The 22,545-nt window shown below is 62.2% G+C and carries 14 protein-coding genes; 13 read left to right on the top strand and 1 reads right to left on the bottom strand.

Annotation, left to right across the window (positions count from 1 at the left end; all coding sequences use genetic code 11):
• Positions 1-15 precede the first annotated feature (15 nt).
• Complete coding sequence (locus tag HZC36_04045) at positions 16-741, bottom strand: PEP-CTERM sorting domain-containing protein (GenBank protein MBI5706143.1); 726 nt, start codon at positions 739-741, stop codon at positions 16-18.
• Between the two features lie 637 nt (positions 742-1,378).
• Between HZC36_04045 and HZC36_04050 the strand changes: the two genes are divergently transcribed.
• The 13 genes from HZC36_04050 to HZC36_04110 all read left to right on the top strand — a co-directional run bounded on the left by HZC36_04050 (position 1,379) and on the right by HZC36_04110 (position 22,516).
• Complete coding sequence (locus tag HZC36_04050; GenBank protein MBI5706144.1) at positions 1,379-2,281, top strand: sulfide/dihydroorotate dehydrogenase-like FAD/NAD-binding protein; 903 nt, start codon at positions 1,379-1,381, stop codon at positions 2,279-2,281.
• A gap of 4 nt (positions 2,282-2,285) precedes the next feature.
• Entirely contained in the window at positions 2,286-3,794 is a 1,509-nt protein-coding gene (gltA, locus tag HZC36_04055) for an NADPH-dependent glutamate synthase (GenBank protein MBI5706145.1), read from the top strand.
• 33 nt (positions 3,795-3,827) lie between these two features.
• Positions 3,828-5,747, top strand: a complete 1,920-nt coding sequence (locus HZC36_04060; protein ID MBI5706146.1) for a 2-oxoacid:acceptor oxidoreductase subunit alpha — start codon at positions 3,828-3,830, stop codon at positions 5,745-5,747.
• Complete coding sequence (locus HZC36_04065) at positions 5,744-6,757, top strand: 2-oxoglutarate oxidoreductase (GenBank protein MBI5706147.1); 1,014 nt, start codon at positions 5,744-5,746, stop codon at positions 6,755-6,757. The genes HZC36_04060 and HZC36_04065 overlap by 4 nt, the downstream gene beginning before the upstream one ends.
• Complete coding sequence (locus HZC36_04070) at positions 6,754-8,973, top strand: hypothetical protein (protein ID MBI5706148.1); 2,220 nt, start codon at positions 6,754-6,756, stop codon at positions 8,971-8,973. The genes HZC36_04065 and HZC36_04070 overlap by 4 nt, the downstream gene beginning before the upstream one ends.
• Positions 8,974-9,293: 320 nt before the next feature.
• Complete coding sequence (locus HZC36_04075; protein ID MBI5706149.1) at positions 9,294-10,217, top strand: lactate/malate dehydrogenase family protein; 924 nt, start codon at positions 9,294-9,296, stop codon at positions 10,215-10,217.
• A 153-nt stretch (positions 10,218-10,370) separates the two neighbouring features.
• Complete coding sequence (locus HZC36_04080) at positions 10,371-11,660, top strand: adenylosuccinate synthase (GenBank protein MBI5706150.1); 1,290 nt, start codon at positions 10,371-10,373, stop codon at positions 11,658-11,660.
• Between the two features lie 104 nt (positions 11,661-11,764).
• Positions 11,765-13,078 carry a TolC family protein gene (locus HZC36_04085; GenBank protein ID MBI5706151.1) on the top strand — a complete coding sequence of 438 codons (1,314 nt, stop codon included), beginning with the start codon at positions 11,765-11,767 and terminating at the stop codon, positions 13,076-13,078.
• Between the two features lie 4 nt (positions 13,079-13,082).
• Positions 13,083-14,837, top strand: a complete 1,755-nt coding sequence (locus HZC36_04090; GenBank protein MBI5706152.1) for an efflux RND transporter periplasmic adaptor subunit — start codon at positions 13,083-13,085, stop codon at positions 14,835-14,837.
• Between the two features lie 55 nt (positions 14,838-14,892).
• Positions 14,893-15,450: a four helix bundle protein gene (locus HZC36_04095; protein MBI5706153.1), complete on the top strand. Its 558-nt coding sequence runs from the start codon at positions 14,893-14,895 to the stop codon at positions 15,448-15,450.
• The gene (locus HZC36_04100) at positions 15,447-16,652 is read left to right on the top strand and encodes an ABC transporter permease (protein MBI5706154.1); all 1,206 of its coding nucleotides are present in this window, start codon (positions 15,447-15,449) and stop codon (positions 16,650-16,652) included. Before HZC36_04095 ends, HZC36_04100 begins: the two co-directional genes overlap by 4 nt.
• Positions 16,653-17,129: 477 nt before the next feature.
• Positions 17,130-18,737 (top strand): hypothetical protein, encoded by a 1,608-nt coding sequence (locus HZC36_04105; protein ID MBI5706155.1) that lies wholly within the window; start codon positions 17,130-17,132, stop codon positions 18,735-18,737.
• A 383-nt stretch (positions 18,738-19,120) separates the two neighbouring features.
• The gene (locus HZC36_04110; GenBank protein ID MBI5706156.1) at positions 19,121-22,516 is read left to right on the top strand and encodes an N-6 DNA methylase; all 3,396 of its coding nucleotides are present in this window, start codon (positions 19,121-19,123) and stop codon (positions 22,514-22,516) included.
• Positions 22,517-22,545: the final 29 nt, after the last annotated feature.

Consider the following 22,545-nt stretch of genomic DNA (forward strand, 5'->3'; position numbering starts at 1 on the left):
GGAACGAACGGAGGCTTATTTTCGCTTGCGTCGAAGCAAGCCGAGCAATGCGATGGCCATCGCCGCCGAGGTGGCAGGCTCGGGGACCGCGTTCAGCTCGAAGTCATCGACCACATACGCCTGCCCCCCGCCGAGCGGGTTGCTATGGGCGCCGATCATCGAGGCCCTGGCTCGAACCGTGACCGTGCTGGCCGGTGCAAACGCTCGAACCGAATACATCTTGTACTGAAAGGCTTGTCCGTTCGGAGTTACAAGCGTCGGCAGCAGGGAGAGAACGGCTCCTCCCACCTGTGCGCCCGCAGCGTTATAAAACTCGAGCGCAAACTCGGCGTCCTGCATGAGAGCGTTTGGCTCGCCGCCTGCCCAGCCGGTCAGCAGGTACGTGACTCCGCCGCCTGCCGCCACATCTTGGTAGAGATGGCCGGTCGCGTCGCCGTCATTGGCATTGCCTGAGAACGGCTTGAAGAACACGCCAAAGTCCTTGCCGCCGGTCCCGTTATTGGTCACCGGGGTGGGTGCAGGGCCGGCCCAGTCTTCCGAGGACATCTCGTCTTCGTATGGGCCGGTGATTGAGCGCGTACCGACGTTTTGCCAATCGGCGGGTTTGGGCAGAAAGAACCCAGGAACGATTTCCTGTTGGTAGGTCTGGTCGAGGTCGCCATTTAGCAATAGGTTTGCATTTGCGACGCCACTGGCCATGAGCACGAGGCCCAAGCTTAGAAACTTAACACCATTGTTCACAGTAGTCTCCTCCTCCAATAAAACAGAGGTTGAACCTGAAACGGTTCAGTAACGAACGGTACCAGTATATGTGATGGCAGTGGCCCCTGCACAGGCGGTCCCGCCAAATACGGCAAAAATGCTGGGCGATCCGCCTATTGGCGCGAGTCGTGCGAATTCAGATCTGGCGTCCGACGAGGAGTTCAGCCGAGTCAAGGTGCCCAGCACCTAAGTCCTAAGCCCAACCGAACCGTTTCAGGACCTCCGAGCCCACCGCCCACGAAAGTGCTGTCGGGCGGCTTAAGCCCGATGGCCGGCCTATGTGCGGCAGCAGTAACGGGCCAAGAGAGCCAACCTATACATTTATTGATAGTATGTTTTCAGCGCCCGAAAGCGGGGGTAGGAGCACCTCAAAACAACCGACGGTTTGCCGCAGATTGAACTCGCAAGGTCCCTTGAGGCTATCGAGAAGCCCAGCGATCGGCGCCATGGCCACCCCTGTCGCCCCTCCGGCCTCCATTCAAAAATGTGGACTTGACGCCACATCTTGGGCCATCTTCTAGAGCAGGCCCCTTTGGCCGACCAACGACGACCGGCCGGGCGGCCTTTGCCAGTAACCCAGCGCGCTCCAACTACGGACCTTCGCGCTGCGGAGGCCATGCTTGTGATCGACAAATTCGAAATCGTCGCTCGTGAGGACTACTCCGACGTCACGTTTATGCTGGAGGTCCGCCATCCCTTGATGGCCAAGGCCGCCAAGCCAGGGCAATTCGTCATTGTGATGTCGCACGCAGAAGGCGAGCGGATCCCCCTGACAATCGCCGACTTCAGCACCGAGCGCGGAACGATCACGCTGGTCATCCAGGCGGTCGGCAAGAGCACGCTCGAAATGCAGCGAGACTGTGTGGTGGGTGCGACGCTCTATGGCCTGGCTGGACCGATGGGTATTCCCAGCCCCCTCAGCCACGCGAGGAAGGTGATCTGCGTCGGCGGCGGCCTCGGCGTGGCGCCGGTTTATCCGCAGGCCCGTGGGTTCAAGGACAACGGCGCGACCGTGATTGGCGTCCTCGGCTTTAGGAACAAGGATCTCGTGTTCTGGGAGGACAAGTTTCGGGCGATCTGCGACGAACTCGTGCTCTGCACCGACGACGGCTCCGCTGGGATCAAGGGTTTCGTCAGCGACGGCATCAAAAAGGTTCTTGAAACCCACACCGACGTCGATGAGGTGGTGGCGATCGGCCCACCCGTGATGATGAAGGCCTGCGCCGAGGTCACGCGGCCGCACGGAATCAAAACCGTCGTCAGCCTGAACCCCATCATGGTGGACGGCACGGGGATGTGCGGCGGCTGCCGGGTGAAGGTGGGTGAGCAGGTGAAGTTTGCCTGCGTCGACGGGCCCGATTTCGATGGGCACCAAGTCGATTTCGACGATCTCATGGTGCGCCTCAGGCGCTATAAAGAGGAAGAGCGGGTGGCCAAAGAGAGGTGGAGCGAGACCTGCCGCATGAGGGGCGAGCCTGGCCAAGTCGTGTCCGAGCTGCCTGCGGGGAGAGGAGCCTGACGCCATGGCCAAGAAGCGTACGATTCGATCGATTCCCCAGGCGCGTACTCCGGTCCGCGAACTGGACCCCGAGGTTCGCGCGCGCAACTTCGAAGAAGTCAACTGCGGTTACTCCGACTCGGAGGCCGTGCTCGAATCCGAGCGCTGCCTCTTTTGCGACAACCCGAAGTGCATCGCGGGATGCCCGGTCAACATCAACATCCCGGAGTTTATCCGCAAGGTCGGCGAGAACGACTTGCGCGGCGCTTACGATGTCATCACCGCGACAAACTTACTTCCTTCGGTCTGCGGACGGGTGTGCCCTCAGGAGAACCAGTGCGAGAAGGTCTGTGTGGTGGGAGAAACGCTGGAGCCGGTCGCGATCGGCCGTCTTGAGCGCTTTGTGGGCGATCGGGCGATCGCCAACGGTTGGGCGAACATCCCCTACATCGAACCGGGGCCGTTCAAGGTCGGCATTGTGGGTTCGGGGCCGGCCGGTATGGCCTGCGCAGCCGACATGGCCAAGGCGGGTTGCGAGGTTATCGTCTTCGAGGCGTTCCACCTGCCGGGAGGCGTTCTGCGGTACGGCATTCCTGAGTTTCGCTTGCCAAACTCGGTCGTGGACGCCGAGATCGAGAACCTGAAGAAGCTGGGCGTGAAGTTTGAGTGCAACACGCTCGTGGGGCGGCTCTTCACGGTCGAAGAGATGCTTCAGGAGCACGGTTTCCATGCGGTGTTCATCGGCACCGGCGCGGGGTATCCGGCGCTTCTTGGGGTTCCCGGCGACTCGTTGAACGGTGTGCTCTCCGCCAACGAACTGCTCACGCGCTGCAATCTGATGAACGCGCGCGACTTCCCGAACACCGACACCCCGATGCCGCTTGGCAAGCATGTGGTCGTGGTCGGTGCGGGCAATACAGCGATGGACGCCCTGCGCGTGAGCCTTCGCTTGGGCGCGGAGAAGGTGAGTTGCGTCTACCGCAGGTCGAAGGCCGAGGCGCCGGCGCGGGCCGAAGAGGTGCATCACGCCGAGCAGGAAGGCATCGACTTCCACTGGCTGACGAACCCGGTGGAGGTGCTCGATGATGGGCAGGGCAGCGTTCGAGCAATTCGCTGCGTGCGCATGGAGCTTGGCGAGCCGGACGATTCGGGCCGCCGCCGTCCTGTACCGGTCGCGGGAAGCGAGTTCGAGATAGAGACCGACCAAGTGGTGTTCGCCATCGGCACGAACGCCAACCCCATCATGGGGCAGACCTCCAGCCTGGACCTAAACAAGCGAGGCTACATCGCGACGGACCGCAACCTGGCGACCTCGATCGCGGGTGTGTTTGCAGGCGGCGACATCGTGACCGGGGCTGCTACCGTGATCCAGGCGATGGGCGCCGGCCGGCGCGCGGCACGGGGCATGAAGGCTTACCTCGGCATTCGCGAGGGCTTCGAGTGGCCGACGGCAGAGAGCGAGCATGCGGCAAGTCCAGCTTTTGGGCTGGCCGACGCCGAGCGCCACTTCGTGAGGCTCAAAGCAGCAGTTTGATCCGGCCGCATCGGCGGCAACAAGGCTCCCACCATGATCGAAACACAGGAGAAATCGGGTTTGCAGAAGAAGAAGGCCCCGCAGAGCGGCGCCAAGGGTCCCAAGCGGGTCACTAAACTGCACGAACACATCATCGAGATCATCAGCGACTCAGGCGAAGGCGCACAGCGCTGCGGCCAGTCGCTAGGCGCGATCGCCGCGAGGATGGGCTACGGCATCTGGACCATCGAGATCATCCCTGCCGAGATTCGGCCCCCGGCCCGCAGCGTCGCCGGGGCGAGCGGCAACCGAATCCGCATCGGCGAGGGGCAGGTCACGAACGGTGGCAACGAGACCGACCTCGTGGTGGCGTTCAACGAGCAGGTGCTTTTGGGGCGCGTTCGCTCGGGGCAGCTCAAGCCAGGCTGCCTGATCCTGCTCGAGGACAAGTGGCGACAGGACCCCGACCCGGCAATTGTCGCTTCGTATGTCGAGACCTACGGGCAGCTCGTCAAGGCGGGGTTCCGGGTGCTCGAAATACCCATGGAGGTCGAGTGTCTCAAGCACGTGCGGGACGCCCGCAAAGGCAAGAACATGTTCGCGCTGGGGGTGCTGTGCAGCATCTATTCACTCGACCTTCAGGTCGCCAAGGACCAGATCGCTTTGACCTTCGGCAAAAAGGCCGAGTCGGTCATTCAGGCGAACATCGAACTGCTCCTCGCCGGCTTCGAGTGGGCCGAGGCTAGCCTCGATTTCAAGTACGCGATACCCTGCAAACGCCCGACGGAGGCGCAGATCGTGGTGAACGGCAACACCGCCTTGGCGCTCGGGGTACTCGCATCGGGTATGGAGGTCTGCGCGATGTATCCGATCACGCCCGCCACTTCCGCCTCGCACTACCTCGCGGAGGCGTTCGAGAAGGTGGGCGGCGTGCTGCACCAGGCCGAAGACGAGATTGCGGCCTGCGCGTTCGCCGTCGGCGCTTCCTATGCTGGCAAGTGCGCGGTGACCATCACGTCAGGGCCTGGCTATTCGCTCAAACAGGAGGTGATCGGCCTGGCGGTCATGGCGGAAATCCCGCTGGTGATCGTCAACGTCCAGCGCGGCGGACCCAGCACCGGGCAGCCGACCAAGGTGGAGCAAGGCGACATGCTTTGCGCCGTTTTTGGCAGCCACGGCGACGCGCCGAAGGTGGTGCTCGCGCCGGCGACGATTGAAGAGTGCTTCTATTGCGTGATCACCGCACGGAAAATCGCCGAGACGTTCCGCATGCCGGTGGTGGTGCTCAGCGACGCAAACCTGGCGACCTCGCAGAGCCCCTTCCCAAGACCGGCGTTCGATGTGGCGTGGTTTGCGCCGCCCATCGACCAAACACCGGCGCCCGCCGGTGCGAAGCCCTATGCCTGGGACCCGGAAACAGGGCTCTCGCAGCGGTTCATCCCGGGCCAAGCGGGTGGAACGCACACTTTGACGGGTCTGGCGCACGACGAGAACAGCCACGTGGCCTACGACCCCGAGATCAACCAGCGCTCCCTTCGGGCCAGGAGCCTCAAGCTTGCAGCGCTGCAGAAGACCCTGCTCCCACCGCCGGTTTTTGGCGATCCCGAGGGCGACCTCTTGGTCATTGGATGGGGCAGCACCAAGGGCGCGATCGAGGAGGCGGTCGCAGGGCTCCGCAAGGAGGGCCACCGGATCTCAAGCGTCCACTTCAGCTTCATTCAGCCCCTGCCGCCGGGCGTGAAGGAGATCCTCGGCCGGTTCAAACACCACGTGGCGGTGGAAGTGAACTGGTCGGACGACCCGAACGACGCACTGATCGACGAGACGAATCGCCGCTACACAGCCCTGGCCATGATGCTCCGTTCGCGCTATTTGGTGGATATCGATTGCTGGAGCGAGGTCAAGGGCCAGCCCCTGCGGCCAGCGAAGATTCGCGAGGTCCTCATGAAAAAGCTTGAGGAGGTGGAAGCATGAGCACGGTCACTCCCAACCCCAACGAATGCCTGATGGCGCTCTACGAGGAGCGCCACGAAATCGAAGATTATCAGAAGGGCGTCCCGCGATGGTGCCCTGGATGCGGCGACAACGCCATCCTGACTGCGGTCCAAAGGCTCTGCCGAGACCAGAACCTCCGGCCCGAGCGCACCGTGTTCGTCTCCGGCATCGGCTGCTCCAGCCGCCTGCCCCACTACATGAACACCTACGGTTTCCACAGCCTTCACGGCAGGGCGCTCCCGGTCGCCGAGGGCATCAAGATGAGCCGCCCCGAACTGGACGTGTTCGTGAACATGGGCGACGGTGACTGTTGCAGCATCGGTGCGGCGCACTGGATCCACGCCATCCGCTACAACATGAACCTGACCATCATGCTTCACGACAACCAGATCTACGGCCTGACGAAGAAGCAGATGTCCCCCACCAGCCCGCTGGGCCTCAAAAGCAACACCTCGCCGCGCGGGGCTTATCTGGAGGCCTTGAACCCGCTGACGGTTACGCTGGGCGTTCAGAACGTCTCCTTCGTCGCCCAAACGGTGGATTGGAACCCGGAGCTCCTCTATCAGGTGCTCTCGGCCGCCTACAGGCACAAGGGCTTCTCGTTCGTTCGGATCGTGCAGCGCTGCCCGGAGTGGCTGCCGAAGATGATGGACCCGTGGATGCAGGACGCGAGCAAGGTTCTGCTGCTGCAGCATCCCGACGGTGTGACGCTTTCGCCCGAATCGTCGCGCCTCTTCAACAACCAGGAGGCGCACGACCCCAGCGACATCGACCGTGCGCGAGAGATTGCATCGGACATCGACCCCATTCCCGTGGGCGTTCTCTATCGGAACCCGGAAGTGCCCTGCTACGAGGAAGTCCGGCACGATCCCCACCTTCGTACGAGCGCATTCGTGCAGCACGGCCTCGAGGCGGAGTTCGACAAGTTCACGGTTTGGCCAGAGGAGCCGGAAGCGCCCAAGAGCCATAGGAAACAGACAAGGAAATGAACCCAGCGGAAGTCCAGCAGGTCGTCGCGTTCCACCTCACCGGACGGTGCGTGGGGTCGGCGGTGTCTCCCGTCGAGCGAGGGATGGTTCCCGCCCTAATGGCGCGCCGAATGCCCTTGGCGAGCTTACGGTACGACTACCCGGTCGTGCTATGCGGCGGCAAAGCAGAGGAGGCGGTCCAGTCCCTATCAAGCGCTTTCGAGAACGCCGCATCTCAAGTCGTCGGATTCGAGCGCGGACGCCTGGAGAAGCAGACCCTCAAGCTGGAAGTGGGGGTTCGACTTGCGCTTGCTAAGTTGCCCGGAAAGAGTTTGGGCGAGGTCGTGGAGGGGTGTCTTGCGTTGAAAACCAACGCGCACTTGCGCGAGGTCGCCGATGCATTGAAGCCCTTCCTGCCCCTCGATGGCGTGTTGAGGGAGTGCGGGCCGGAGGCGGTTCTGGAGATCGCGCGCCATCTGCACGAAGCGGCGCAAAGCGCCAAGGCCCGTCGGTTTCTTTCAACGCTCGATCGGCTTGAGTACCGGCTATCGGAAATCCTCCGATCGGGAGACCAAGGGACCTCAGCCGCAAGGGAGCCTGAGAAGCTGAGAGCCGCAGTCGGGACCGGGTTTGCCGGCGCCTTCGACTTCAAGGCGCTCTCGAAGGTGCTCGAAAAGGGCTCGCATGGCCGGGAGTTGCCCCCGGAACGAAGGGCGAGGCTGGAGTGGATCGTGGCGACCCTACGGTCCCAGAGGTTCACCGCCTGCCCCAAGAGGGCCAAGGACGCCACGAACGGCGCTTCGCCCTACGGGTTCGTCTATCGCTCGACCCACGACGCGCTCGCGGCCTTCAGGGAGCGCCTGCCCAGGCTGATCGAACTGGCAAAGGCGATGGCGATCGCAGAGCTTGAGATCGAGGGCGAATACCGCGAGGATTGGCACGGTCCAGTCTTCGAGAACTATGGAAGCCACGGTCTCGACCGGGCGGTTTTGAGCCAATTCCCCGACTATCTGGTTCTGGTGAACTCAAAAGCGCTGGAAGCCGAATCCAGTACCGCCATCCTCGAAGCCCTCTCTGCGGGCCTGCCGATGAAAATCGTCGTCGTGACGGATGACCTCCTCTCAGAGACTGAGGAGGCCCCTCTCCACCTAGGGTTTGGGCTCAAGAACCGCCAACTCGCCAGCGCGGCAATGAGCCTCGCCGACGTGTTCGTGCTCCAGGCCGGCGCCTCGGAGTGGGTGCGTCTGAGGGACCGGATCGCTTCGGGGTTTGCCTCCGACGCTCCCGCACTCTTCAGCGCCTTCAGCGGGTCCAGTGGGACCTGCGGCGAGGTTCCTCCCTATCTCGTCGCCGCCGCCGCCACCGAGAGCAGGGTTTTTCCGACCTTCGTCTACGACCCCTCGAGGGGCGGAGATTGGGCGGCGCGGTTTTCGGTCGAGGACAACCCGCAGCACGAAGCCGAATGGCCGATGCACCGCCTGGAATATGAAACGAAAGACCTGCGCGCGTGCGCCGAGTCGGTGAGCTTCACCACGGCGGACTTCATCGCGATGGACTCTCGGTTCTCGGGCCAAGTTGCCAAGGTGGACGCGGCTCTTTGGCCAGAAGCGCTGGAGGGGGTGCCTGCCGCGCTGGAGTCCTCGGGTGCGGGCTTGCCCGCAAGAGCGCCGTTTGTGTTCCTGGCTGATGGCGAGGGGAACCTCATCAAGGCCGCGATCACCGCACCCTTGCTGGCCGAATCGAAGCGTTGTCTGGCGATGTGGCACAGCCTACAGGAGCTTGGCGGCGTGCACAACTCCCATGCCGAGCGGCTCCTCGCAATCGAGCGCCTCCAATGGGAGGAAGAGCGCAAGCGCCTGGCGGAGCTTCCGCCGGTAGGAGCGGAGACGTCGGCCCCGGAGCTGCCGGGGGGTCCGGCCGCGGCGCTCGACGCCGAAACTGCCTTGGCGGCGCCTGTTGTGTCTGCTGAACCAGAAGCCAAGCCTCCCTCCGACGATCCCTACATCGAAACCGCCCGGTGTTCGACCTGCAACGAGTGCACCAACCTGAACAACCGGATGTTCGCCTACAACGAAAACAAGCAGGCGTACATCAAGGACCCGACGGCAGGAACGTTCCGCCAGCTCGTGGAAGCGGCGGAGAGTTGCCAGGTGGGGATCATCCACCCCGGCAAACCGAAGAACCCCAACGAGCCGGGGCTGGAAGAGCTTCTGAAGCGGGCAGAGGCGTTTGCGTAGAACGCATCTCAAAGGCTCCTGACGAAGGGCCGAGAGTTGAACGCGAAGGGCGCAGCTCCGCGGGCTTCGGAGCAAGGCGCGGGCTTCATGCCCGCTCACCCTGAAAAGGCGGGGTATACCCCGCCCTCCGACGCGGGGTCCTTTCGGCCGATTCACCCGACACTTGAAAACCTGACAACCTGAACACCCTCCTCACCTCCTCACCTCCACCCCTCCATACCCCTTCCCCCCCACCCCCTCCCCGCCCGGGCTCCCCCCTGCCATAATCCGCTCATAGGCTCCGGGCTTTCACCCAAACCTGCCGGGGCCGGAGAGGACACATGAAAGTCAGCATTATCGGCGGGGGTGGCCGCGTCGGATCCGACGCCGCCTTCTGCCTTCAACTCGGCGGGCTCGTCCGCGAAATCGTTCTCGTCGACATGAATCAGGATATGGCCGCGGGCGAAGCGCTCGACCTGCGCCACGGCTCGGCGCTCACCGCCAGCCAAACCATCACCTCGGGCGATTACGACGCCGTGAAGGGCAGCGATTGCGTGGTCATCACAGCCGGTCTGCGCCGCAAGCCGGACGAGACCCGGCTCCAGCTCATCAGCCGCAACGTGGACCTCTTCAAAGGCATCCTGGATTCGCTGAAAGGCGCTTCTCTCCCCAAGAGCGCCACGATCCTGGTGGTCTCGAACCCGGTCGATATCCTCACCCAGCTCACCGTCGAGAGCGGCATCCTTCCCGCATCGCAAATCCTGGGCTTGGGCACGGTGCTCGATACGTGCCGCTTCCGATCGCTCCTCGCCGAGGAGTTCGGCGTGGGCGCCCGCGACATGCACGCCTTGATCCTTGGCGAGCACGGCGATTCGATGGTGCCGATCTGGTCCTCCGCGACCGTCAACGGCATCGCGCTTTCCAGCCTCCCCGGCTACACGAAGGAGAAGGCCGACGCCGTGTTCGACTTTACGAAGAAGTCGGGCGCCGAGGTCATCCGCATGAAGGGCGGCGCGGGCCGTGCAGTCGGCGTTTCGATTGCCGAAGTCGTCCACGCGATGGCGCTGAACAGCGGCGCGATCTTGCCGGTCAGCTCGATGCAGGAGGGCGCTCTGGGCATCTCCGGCGTTTGCCTCTCGCTCCCGACTCGGGTCGGCCGAGCTGGCGTGCTTGGCGTCATCGAGCCCGACGTTACGGAAGCCGAAAAGGAAGGCCTGCACAAGTCCGCCGCAAGCCTGAAGGACGTTAGGGGCCAGATTAACTAGGTTATAATTCGCCTGTTGAGAGAAGGCGAAGCGGCCTTGGGCCGGCGGATCCTCGACGAAATTCGAGGCTACGCCGGCCTTTTCGTTGGCGCAGCCTAGAATCCGGGGCGCCGCCGACCTCCCTGTTGGCGGACCTCGGCCGGAGGAAACAACATGCCAACACTCGTCATCGTCGGCGCCCAGTGGGGCGATGAAGCCAAGGGCAAGCTCGTCGACGTGCTCGGCTCGGAAGCGAGCATGGTGGTCCGCTACAGCGGCGGAAACAACGCCGGACACACCGTCATCGTCTCGGGCGAGGAATTCAAGTTTCACCTGATCCCTGCGGGAATCCTGCACCCTGGCGTCACCGCCATCCTCGGCGGCGGCATGGTCATTGACCCGAAAAGCCTGCTCACCGAGCTCGACCGCACCCGTGAGAAGCGCTCCCAACTCGGCACACTCAAGATCAGCGCGTCGGCCCACGTGGTGCTCCCCTACCACGCCATCCTCGACACCCTGGAAGAGTCGGCGCGAGGAGAGAACAAGATCGGCACGACGGCGCGCGGTATCGGCCCGGCGTATCAAGACAAGGTCGGGCGCTTCGGCATCCGCATGGCCGATTTCGTGCATCCCGAGCGCTTCCGTACGCGCCTGCAAGAGGTGCTCGCCTACAAGAACACCCTGCTCGTCGCTCTGGGCGGCGAGCCGCTGGAGTTCGAGCCGATCGTCTCGGAGTATGCGGCGTATGCGGACCGAATCCGGGAATTCGTCGCCGACACCGATGTTCTCGTCGCATCGGCAGTCGAAGCGGGCGAGCGTGTGCTCTTCGAGGGCGCGCAGGGCACTTTTCTGGACCTGGATTGCGGGACCTATCCTTATGTGACCAGCAGCCACCCCGTGGCCGGCGGCGCCTGCCTGGGAACCGGCATCGGCCCTCGGCGCATCGATGCGGTGCTCGGCGTCTGCAAGGCTTACACCACCCGCGTAGGTTCCGGCCCCTTCCCCACCGAGCTTCTCGATGAGACCGGCGAGTGGATTCGCCAGCACGGCAAAGAGTTCGGCACCACCACCGGCAGGGGACGGCGCTGCGGCTGGCTCGACCTTCCGATCCTGAAGCAGAGCGCCCGGCTGAATTCGCTGAGCGGATGGGTGGTCACGCGCCTCGACGTGCTCGCCGGCTTCCAATCGGTCAAGGTCTGTACCGGCTACCGGCTGGGCGGGAAGGAAGTGATCGGGGTCCCTCAGGACACCGTTGCGCTGGAACAGGTCGAGCCGATCTATAGGGAGTTGCCCGGCTGGAGCGGAGATCTTCGGTCGGCGCGAACCTGGGACGACTTGCCCCCTACTGCCCAGTCGTATCTGGAATTTCTGGAGGAGTACACGGGTACCCCCATCGCGGCGATCAGCGTAGGGCCCGATCGCGCGGAGACCATTTGGAAGCGCCGTGAACTCGTCTGGGGTTGATGCGTTCTGGCAGAAAGACCGGATAAGAGTGTAGATTCGGAGTGGCCGCCCAAGGCCAAAGGTCTTGGGCGGCCACCATTCGGGCGGTATCGTCAGGTTTGACTATGAGCAGACAATCTCTTCCCTTCGTTTCAGCGTTGCTGTTCGGCGCGCTCTGCCTGCCTCAAGTCGGGTTGGCGCAGAAGACGTTGAGCCTGCTCGACGCCATCGAGATGGCCAAGCAGCGCAATGGAGACGTTCGGTCGGCGTATCTGGATCTGCAGACGTCGCGCAGCCGTGTGAAGCAGGCCTTTGCCGACTTCTTGCCGACGGTCATCCCGAACTACCGCTACCTTCACGATCGCAGCCAAGTGTTCACGGGCGCTTCGGCGGGTTCCAGCACCTCGAACACCCGAACGTCCTCCGTCTCGGCCGATTGGCTCCTGCTCGACCTTGGGCAGAGGGATTGGTCTTACCGCGCGGCCCGGCGCGGCGCCGATGCCTCCGAGGCCAGCACGACCGGAACCGTCAGGAACGTTTTATTTGCGATCCTTCAGCGGTATTTCGACACGATCCGCGCAAGGGAGCTTCTGCGCGTCTCAGAGACCCAGGTGAACCGAGCCGAAACGACGCTCGAAGCCACGAAGCTGCAGATCGAGGTGGGCGCGGCCCCCAAGAAAGATGAGCTCCAAGCCAAGGCCGACCTGCTGAACGCCAAGGTGGGCTTGCTGCAATCGCAGAACTTGACAGCTACTTCTGAAAGCGACCTGAAGGCGATCATCGGGTGGAACGCCGAAGAGACCCTGCCCGATCTTGAGAAGATCACGGCGCCAAGCACCTTTCCTGAGGTTGCCGAGACCGAGGACCTGATCAAAGAAGGTCTTCGAGACAGGCCAGATCTGGTCGCCCTCCGCAAACGCGTGGAGGCGCAGGAGTTCAGCCGCAGAATCGCCGAGCGCAACTCGCAAGTGTCGCTTTCGGTTTCGGCCAGCTATGACCGGTTCTTCTCGCCGCTGGTCCAGGATTCCAGGCAGTTGACCGTGCTGGCCTCCATGCCGCTCTTCGATGGCGGCTATTCCAAGGAGTCCGCTCGCCAGGCACGCTACGCGCTGGAATCGTTGAAAGCCCAGTTGATGCAGGCTGAACGGGACGCCGTCGCAGACATCGAGTCGGCGCGGACCGTGCTCGCTCAAAATGTGCTCCGGGTTCAAGCCTCACAAGCCGCATTGGACGCCGCAAGACTGAACTATGAGGCCGCCGCAGAGTCTCATAAGGCAGGAGCCGAAGGAACCTCGATTCTCACGGTGCTCACGGCGCAGGTGAGCCTCGTGACCGCGGAATCGAACTTCGTCGAGGCTCTTTTCGACTACCTCATTTCCGATGCTCGGCTGAAGCTGGCCACCGGCAAGCCGCTACCTGGCGAACAAAGCAAAAACTGACACTATGAAGAGATTTGGGACTTGGCTTCTTGGGCTTGTTGTCGTCTTTGCGAGCCTTTGGTTTTTCGTCTTTCGCGGCGACGGCGAAGAGCCCGAAATCGAGTATCGCTATGAAGCGGCGAAGGTCGGCGAGCTTACGCGCTCCACTTCAGCGACCGGCACAGTGGTGCCGCTGACGACCGTCGACGTCAAATCCAAAGCCGGCGGCATCGTGGAGCGGCTGTACGTCGATGAGGGCGCTGTCGTCAAGAAAGGCGATTTGGTTGCCGAAATCGATCCTCGCGACACCAAAGCGGCCTTTGAACAGGCTCAAGCCGATCTCCGCCAGGCCGAAGCCCGAGCCGACCAAGCGGGCATGAATCTCGACCTTCAGAAGCGCAACACCAGGACCAGTTTGGCAACGGCACAGGCTGCACTCGAATCGGCGAAGCTCCGTCTCGAGCGGGCCCAGATTGAATCGAAGCGCCAGCCGACAACGAGCACTTCCAGCCTGACCAGCGCCCGGGCAGCCTACGAAAGCGCCCAAGCTGAATTGGAGAGGTTTCAGACGGTCACCAAACTCCAGCAGCGCCGCGACACCGAAGGCGGCTACAACCGTGCCAGGGCCGATCTCGATGCTGCAAAGGCGGACTTTGAGCGCCAAAAGGGCCTCCTTCAGCGTGGATATGTGAGCCAAGCGGTGGTGGAACGCGCCAAAGCGAGCCTCGAATCGGCGCAGGCCTCGTTCGACACCGCTCAGCAGAAGCGTCAATCGCTCGAGCGCGATCTCTCGGCACAGGAAAAGGCACTGACCTTCGCCGTCACGCGCTCCAGGGCTCAATTCGAACAGGCCAACGGTGACATGGCCCAGATCGACATTTCTCAGCGAAACCTCGCCGAGGCGAAGAAGGCCGTCGAAGTAGCGACGCTCGACTTACAGCGTGCCAAGGACGCCGCCAAAAACGACCAGCTTAGGGCGAGTGAGCGAGTAGCCTCCGAAGCGGCCACGGTCAGAAGCAAAGTCTCTCTGGACAACGCCAAAGTCCAGCTTGAGAGCACGACGGTGATGGCCCCACGCGACGGCGTCGTGACGCTCAAGTACTTGGAAGAGGGCACCATCATCCCGCCAGGAACCAGCACGTTCTCCCAGGGGACGAGCATCGTTCAGATCAGCGATGTGACGACCTTGTTCGTAGACTGCAACGTCGATGAAGCCGACATCGGCTCGGTTCGCAAAGGGCAATCGGTCTATATCCGAACCGAAGCCCACCCGGGAATGCAGCTCAATGGAGTCGTGGAACGGGTCAACCCTTCGGCAACGACCACCAACAACATCACCGCCGTCAAGGTTCGCGTCCGCGTGCTGCCCAACCAGAAGCTCTCCCTCATGCCTGGACTCACCGCGAGTTGCGAATTTCTCACTTTTTCCAAGAAAAATGCACTTATCGTTCCGTCCCAGGCTATTCAGCGCGAGGGGGAAAAGACCTACGTCAAGGTGAAGGGCAAGGACCCCAAGAAGCCGGTGCGCAAGGAGGTCAAGGTCGGTGCCAGCGGCGACAACGGCGTGGAGATCCTCGAGGGGATTCAAGCGGGAGACGAGATCGTCACCGCTGAGATTGACCTCGCTCAGCTTCGCGACATCCAACAGAAGATGCAAGAGGCCCAAGAAGGCGGCGGATTGGCCGGCGGCCAAGGTCCCAAGATGCGGCCCCAGGGCGGCGCGGGCAGGATGGGTGGCGGCGGCATGGGTGGCGGCGGCAAGATGGGCGGAGGGAGATAGGAACCGAGGGACCAAGGGACAAAGGGACTGGTCAAGGCACAGCTGGAGCTTGTTGATGGGAGCAGAAATCGAAAACACGGATCTCTACCAGAAGTCGTGCTCCCTCGCGGATCGAGTCTGGGCAGATGTATGTAGTTGGGAATGGCTCGCCAAGAAGACTGTCGGCGCCCAGCTTGTTTCATCGGTTGACAGCATTGCCGCAAACCTGGTGGAGGGCGATGGTAGAGAGATGGGAAAGGACGCTCTCAGGTTCCTCATCATCGCTCGTAGCTCCGCAAGAGAAACTCGTCACTGGATTGCCAGAGCTCAGGCTCGCAAGCTTGTTGAACCGAATGTGGCTGACTGCTGGACAAGGGATCTTGAGGAGGTTCTTCGAATGCTTCGGTCGCTCATTACCTGTCGCATGGCCAAAGTAGACGGAGTCAAGGAACCACATCCTACCTACGGCCAAGATGATATTTGGGATTGGAGCAATTGGCCATGCGCTTTGAGCAACGAGTTGCATTCCCTTCCAGATGACAAAACACAGACGGCTGCATTTCCCGTCCCTTCGTCCCTTGGTCCCTATGTCCCTTACCAAGTGGAGATGACTCGGAGGTCTCGCACCCCATGAATCTGAAAGACAGCTTCGAATCCGCCCTCCGAGCCATCGTCGCCAACAAGCTGCGCTCGTTCCTCACCATGCTCGGCGTCGTCATCGGGGTGGGCTCGGTCATCGCCATGATCGGCATCGGCGAAGGCACAGCCCAAAAGTCGCTCGAAAACATCGAACGCATGGGTACCGACATGCTGACGATCATGCCCAACTGGCGTCGGGGCGGCATGAGCGGCAACGCAGACACCCCCGTGCTCAAGCCCGAGGACGTCGATGAATTGCGGCGATTGCCCGTGGTCAAGCTGATCAGCGGCGTGGTCCAGACCCGTGCCCCAGTCAAGTTCGGAAGTCTGACGCACCAAACCCAGATCTCGGGCGGCGAGCCCCAAATCGCGATCATCCGCAACGCCACCAAAATGCACGCGGGCAAGTGGTACACGCTCGAAGATGAGGCTATGGCAACCCAAAAATGCGTGCTAGGCTTCACCGTCTACGATGAGCTCTTTCACGGCGAGAACGCCATCGGCGCGACCGTGCGCATCAAGAATCAGAACTTCGAGGTGGCCGGCGTCATCGGCTACAAGGGTGGCGCGGGCTTCATGAACCCCGACGACGTGGTCTACATCCCCCTCAGGACGGCGATGACTCGACTCATGGGCAAGGTCAACCTGGACCAGATCATGCTGCAGGGGATCAAGACGGACCTGCTGCCCTACACGCAAACCAAGGTCGAGGAGATCCTCGCCAGGAAGCGCAAGAGCGCCAGCGGCGAAGAACAGTTCCGCGTGATGAATCAGGGAGAATGGATCGAGCAGATCGAGACGCAGACCCGTCTGCTGCGGATTTTGCTCGCGGGCATCGCCTCTGTCTCCCTGCTGGTCGGCGGCATCGGCATCATGAACATCATGCTGGTCAGCGTGACCGAGCGCACGCGCGAGATCGGCCTGCGCAAGGCCATCGGCGCGAAACGTCAATCGGTGCTGCAGCAATTCCTATTGGAAAGCGTGGTGATGTGCCTGGTCGGCGGCGTGGTGGGCATCGCGGTGGGTACCGGCGGCGTGATCATCGTGGCGAAGTTCCTGAAGGTGCCCCCGGCGATCAACTGGCAGGCCATCGTGCTGGCGTTCGGGTTCTCGGCGATGGTGGGCCTCTTCTTCGGGCTCTACCCGGCGCTCCGAGCCTCCCGCCTCACGCCGATCGAAGCGCTAAGGTACGAATAATCTACTATTCTTTCCAGATTCATCGGCGATTGCCATACAATGGTCTGCATGATGTCGCGGGTGATGCTCCTAAGTGCCGTCGCGCTCCTTTTTCCCGGTTCGATTCTTTCGGGATCGTCTGGCTCCCCGCCATCTCAGGGCGAACCCCCTCCACCTGCTCTTGGCGGGCCAAAGTCCTTTGACTTTTCGATGGACCACTCGACGCTGGTTCACGTTAACATCACAATCCATCGGGGGGGCAGAGCATGGTCCTACCCGCCTGATATGGTCTGCTCGCGGGAATGCAAGGGGCGCGTCCATTACCGGCATCCGGATTGCGACTTCAGTTGTGATGCCCGGTGTTCACAGATTCACCGCGCCAACTTGCAGCCCGAAGCTAGCTCCCAGGTTCCATACTCAAGGGACTTCGGCCCCGGCCTCCAACAGTTCGGTTTTCCCGGACACGAACCATGGACACAAGAACGGGTCTTCATCGACATGGAGCGCCAATTCGACGAAGCCGTAGCGCCAATCCTGGCCGACCCGAAGAACTCGCTCAACAAGGTATTCCCCCACTGGAACGACACTCCGTGCTCCAGGGTCTCGCGAGGATTGGGCTTTCAGGACTACATCGTCACGGCCAACTGGCAAATCTACCGATTTGACCTAGCTCCTGACGGCAGAATGATCCGCGTGAACGGCCCGAAGGGCTCGGCCGACATAGGCTCTCTCAGCATCCCGACCGAAGCGATCTGCTACGTCCGAGAACCCAGAATCGAGTGCCGATGCATGGTCGTGATTGACCCCAAGCTGGCACCAAGAACTGAGACTGGAGGAGGAAACGCCGGAGACTCCAACAAGGGTGGAGGCACGTCGACTGGCGGTGGAAACACGGGAGGCGGAACCACGGGCGGCTCGACCGGTGGAGGCACGACCGGCGGCGGACAGACCGGGGGATCCACTGGAGGAGGCCAAACGGGTGGGAACACCGACCCCAACCCACCGCCTGAGACGCCACCCCCAGGATGCTCCAACGGAGACACCGGCGCCTGCATCGGCCCGATCGACCTGGACTACTGCAAGTTCGAGGTGGAGTGTCGGGACATGAACGTCGGCCGCTGTACCGCCGAAAACCCCACCGACAAGCCGATCACCTTCTGCATCAATCCCGGGACTCTATGCATCCCGAGCGATCCGACCTATCAGTTGATGGCGTTCTCCACGGAATGCCGTTTCAACATCATGCCCCGCAGCCGCGTGGAGTTTGATGTCGAGGTCGTTCCGGCTTCGGGTCCCAGCCTCGGAACCCAGAACCCGCGCGGAGGCGGAGAGGGCCGCATCCAGTGCCTGGAGATGGAGAAGAAGCAGCCCAAGCCAGGGGTGAAGTACAAGCTTGGCATCCCCAACGACCCAAAGCTCGTCGCGCTGATGAACCTGGCATCCAAATCTCTCGTTCGGGGCCCCTGGGACCAGGTCCGCACCTGGATCTATACCGACAAGGCCTCTCACATGGACGTCACCGAAAGGCTGATTCCCGCGCCGGCCGAAGGAACCTACCTGCGCCTCCTGCACGAGGTCGCCTCGACCGCTGGCGTGGACTTTCAGCAGCCGGCGTACAAAAAGTGCCTGGAACCTGAGCTCTTGCCTGGAAAAGGCTCGGCCCCGAAAGAAGCGGCAACTTGGCTCGTGAAGCAGCTGGACCAGAAGGACCCGAAAGCTCTGGCAAAAGGCGTCCTAGCCGGCTTGGATGCCTTCAAGGAGATCCTGGCACCTGGGGCCGACGAGCACTACACGCCTCGCGTTGCCGCCACAGCCGCGGAACTCTGCCGGAGCTCGACGTCGGAAGTTCAGGCTGCGGGCCTCAAACTGCTCAAGGAGGTCGTCCCTCCTGAACGGCGCGAGTCGTTTGTGAAGGAAGGCGGGCTGGCAGGCCTCTGGAAGCCTCTCTTTGGCAGTTTCGAGGCGAACTGTATGGCGGCTATGGATGTCATTGAAGCCTTCAAAGGCTCCCTCTTTTCCCCGATGCTCCATGAGCTCGAGTCCAATGGAAAATCCGAGGCGATCAAAGCTCGGGCGAAAGCGGTTCTCAAGTCGTTGGGAGGGTGAGGGGGCATTCCTCCTCGCCCCCTTGGGGAGAGGACGGTGAGCAAAGCGAATCGAAGATCCCGCGCCTTACGGGACCGGGTGAGGGGGGAGAAGATCGCGATGTGCGATGCGTGATGAATCGGAGTCCCTCCCTCGTTTTGGTTCGTAAATGAGGGAGGGGTTGGGGAGGGAGACCCCCAATGCTCACACAACGCGAAGCGTGATGAATCGGAGCCCCTCCCTCGTTTTGGTTCGTAAATGAGGGAGGGGTTGGGGAGGGAGACCCCCGATGCTCTCGCGACGCGATGCGGGATAAGAGGGATTCCCCCTCGCCACTGGAGGGCGAGGCTCCGTCCGAGCCTGAAACCGATCAACAGACCATTGAGGGTGTATCATCCCTGACCATGGATGCGCTGCAGGAGTACCTGAGGGAGTGCGCGTCCACGCATGGGTTCGGGGTGGCTGAAACCTCCCACTATCCCGCCCTCAAGAAGCTCATCGACGCCGCAGGCAAAGAACTTAAGCCGCACGTCGTCTGCATCATCAACCCCAAGGGCTCGGAGGGCAACCAGCCCGATGGGGGCCTTTTTCCTGCCAACCACCTTCCCAAACCAGGCCAAGAGGGGTTGCCGTTCGAGGACACGAAAGCCCGCAAGCCTGAACGAGGCGTGATCGAGGCCAAGGGGCTCGGTCAAGACCTGGAGCAGCTCATCGCCGGCGAGCAGGTCAAGCGCTACCTGCTGCAGTACAAACAAGTGCTGGCAACGAACCTGCGGGAGTTCGCGGCGATCCACTTAAGGAACGGCCAAGCCGTCGTGGTCGAGCGCTATTCGCTCGCAGTCTCGGAGTCCGCGTTCTTGGATCTTGCGGGCAGACCCAAGGTCGCCGAACGCCAGCACGGAAAACCCCTCGCCGAATTCCTGAAGCGGACGCTACTGGCTTCCGTCACCCTCTCAGCGCCTGCCGAGGTGGCTGCCTATCTGGCCTCCTATGCCAGAGAAGCACGGCACAAGCTCGACCTCAATGCGCAGCCCCTGGAACTTAAGCAGATCCAAGACGCACTTTCCGAGGCGCTGGGCGTGAAGTTCGAAGGCGAAAGAGGAGACGACTTCTTCCGGTCCACGCTCGTGCAGACCCTGTTCTACGGCATGTTCTCCGCCTGGGTCCTCTGGCATGAGGAGCCGAATCCAGACAAGGCGCCGTTCAATTGGCTTCTGACGAGCCACTACTTGACCATCCCCGTGATCGACCGGCTTTTCGTGGGCGCCATGTCAAGAAAGGTCTTGGAACAAACGGACCTCACGACAACACTGAAGAGCGCCGAGGAGGTGCTCAACCGCGTCGATTGGCCCGCATTCTCCGAGGCGTTCGAACAGGGCCTTGCGGTGCAGTATTTCTATGAGCCGTTCCTTGCCGCGTTCGACCCCGAGCTTCGCAAACAGATGGGCGTCTGGTACACGCCGCCCGAGATCGTTCGGTACATGGTCGGGCGCGTGGACCAAGTCCTACGGGAGGAGCTCGGCGAGGCCGACGGGCTGGCGAGCCCGAACGTGCTGGTGCTGGACCCCTGCTGCGGGACCGGAGCCTATCTGGTCGAGGCCCTGCGGCTGATTGCGAAACGGTATGCGGATCGTGGCGAGGCCGTCTTGCATGGCGACGACATCCGCAAGGCGGCTACCGATCGGCTTTTTGGGTTCGAGCTGCTTCCTGGGCCGTTCGTGGTGGCGCACCTTCAGCTTGGATTCCTGCTCGCGAAGCTGGGAGTGCACCTGGGGCCAAACGAACGTTCGGCGGTGTACCTGACGAACGCGCTGACCGGTTGGGACCCGGCTCAGGACGTGAAGCAACAACTCGACCCGCTGTCGCTGTTTGCCGAAGCCGACGCGGCGAAGGAGGTCAAGCGCGACAAGCCGATCCTGGTAGTCATGGGCAACCCGCCGTACAACGGCTACGCAGGGACGTTCCAGATGGACGAGGAGTTGGGGCTCGTCGAGCGGTACGTTTCGGGCAAGCGCAAGGGTCAGGGGCTGAACGACCTTTACGTGCGGTTCTTCGCGATGGCGGACCGCAGGATTGAGAAGACCGGACGGGGCGTGATCTGCTTCATCAGCAACTACTCTTGGCTGGATGGGCTCTCTTTTGGCGAGATGCGGCGCAAGTATCTGGAGACGTTCGACCGGATCTGGATCGACAACTTGCACGGGGACCGGATCATCAGCGAGTATTCGCCGGATGGGAAGACCAGTGAGACGATTTTTGCGGTGTCTGGTCAATCTGTCGGGATAAAGGTCGGAACGGCGATCTCGATGCTTCTCCGAAGAGGCGCGAGCATCGTACGCAGACCGTCTGCCGAGGTCTTGTATCGGGACGTGGATGAAGCACGGGCTGAAGACCGCAGGTCCCAGCTTCAAAAGGCGCTCCGCGATCCCCAGTTCACGGATAGGTATTCGCCTTTGTTACCGAATCCCAAGCTCGCCAACCCGTTCAAGCCGCGGAAGGTGGGAACGGGGTATCTGGACTGGCCGCGCCTGCCAGAGCTGATGCCTACCGGTTTTCCCGGTGTCAACACAGCCCGCGATTCGTTCCTCGTTGACATCGACCGAAGTTCGCTTGAGGCGCGGGTCAGGGCCTACTTCGACAAGGACTGCACCGAACAGGAATTGGCGAAAGTCTCGCCTCAGGCGGTGTTGGATACGAGCGGTTACAACGCCCGAACGACTCGGGCTACGCTACAGGCACGAGGTCTAGACCCTACTGGGTTCCGCAACGTCTATTACCGACCCTTCGATGAGAGGTGGCTGTATTACGAACGCGAAACGAAGCTCATCGATAGGAACCGGCGCGAATTCGAGCACCTGATCCAGCCAGGGAATGTCCTACTTATCTGCTCCGAAGTTCAGCGAAGGGAGTACGACGGACCGCTGGTATGCCGGCCCTTGCCCTCATATCACATTATCGAGCGTGCGAGTCTTTGCTTCCCGCTAAGATGCTTCGGAGCGTCAAGTGAAAGCTCGCAGGGTCTGCTCTTGCCACTTGATGGGGATGCAGAAGGCTCAGTGCGCTCAGTCTGGAACCTCAGTCCACTCGCATGGGAGGCGCTTGAGACATCCAAGCTAAACGGCCACCCCGAATGCATCTTCTTCCATTCCCTCGCCATCCTCCACAGCCCCGCCTACGCTGAAGAGAACGCCGGAGCGCTGAGGCAGGATTGGCCCCGCGTGCCGCTGCCCAAAGACCGCGACCTGCTTCTGCACGGCCTCGAACTCGGCAAACGGCTGGCGGCGCTGCTCGATCCCGAATCGCCGGTTCCCGGCGTGAACGAAGGCGATCTGCCTGCACACCTCCAAGCCATCGCAGGGTTCGACTGGAACAAAGAAGGCGCTCCAAGAGAGGGCACGTCCGACCTGGACCTCAAAGCCAATTGGGGTTACAAAACGCCGCAGGGCGCGGTGATGCCCGCCACCGGCAAGGTGCACTGGCAGAATCGGCCCTCCGCGCAGCCGAGCCTGGAAGGCGCCCCGGCCGGGCCGGTAACCGTCGACGTCGTCATGAACGAGCACGCGCGGTGGACCGGCATCCCGGAGGCCGTCTGGAACTACACGCTGGGCGGGTACCAGGTGATGAAGAAGTGGCTGAGCTATCGCGAGCGAGATGTCCTGGGTCGGCCCATGAAGCTCGCCGAAGTTCGGGAGTTCTCCGCGATCGCGCGGCGCATCGCGTGCATCCTTGCGATGGGGCCAGAGTTGGACGAACACTATCGGGCCAGCGCGACGGCGGCTACTCGAAGCGAAGAAGTCTGAACCACCTCGCCCCTTGTGGGAGAGGTCGG

It is taken from the genome of Armatimonadota bacterium, from assembly GCA_016223145.1.
In the GTDB taxonomy this organism is placed as follows: domain Bacteria; phylum Armatimonadota; class Fimbriimonadia; order Fimbriimonadales; family Fimbriimonadaceae; genus Nitrosymbiomonas.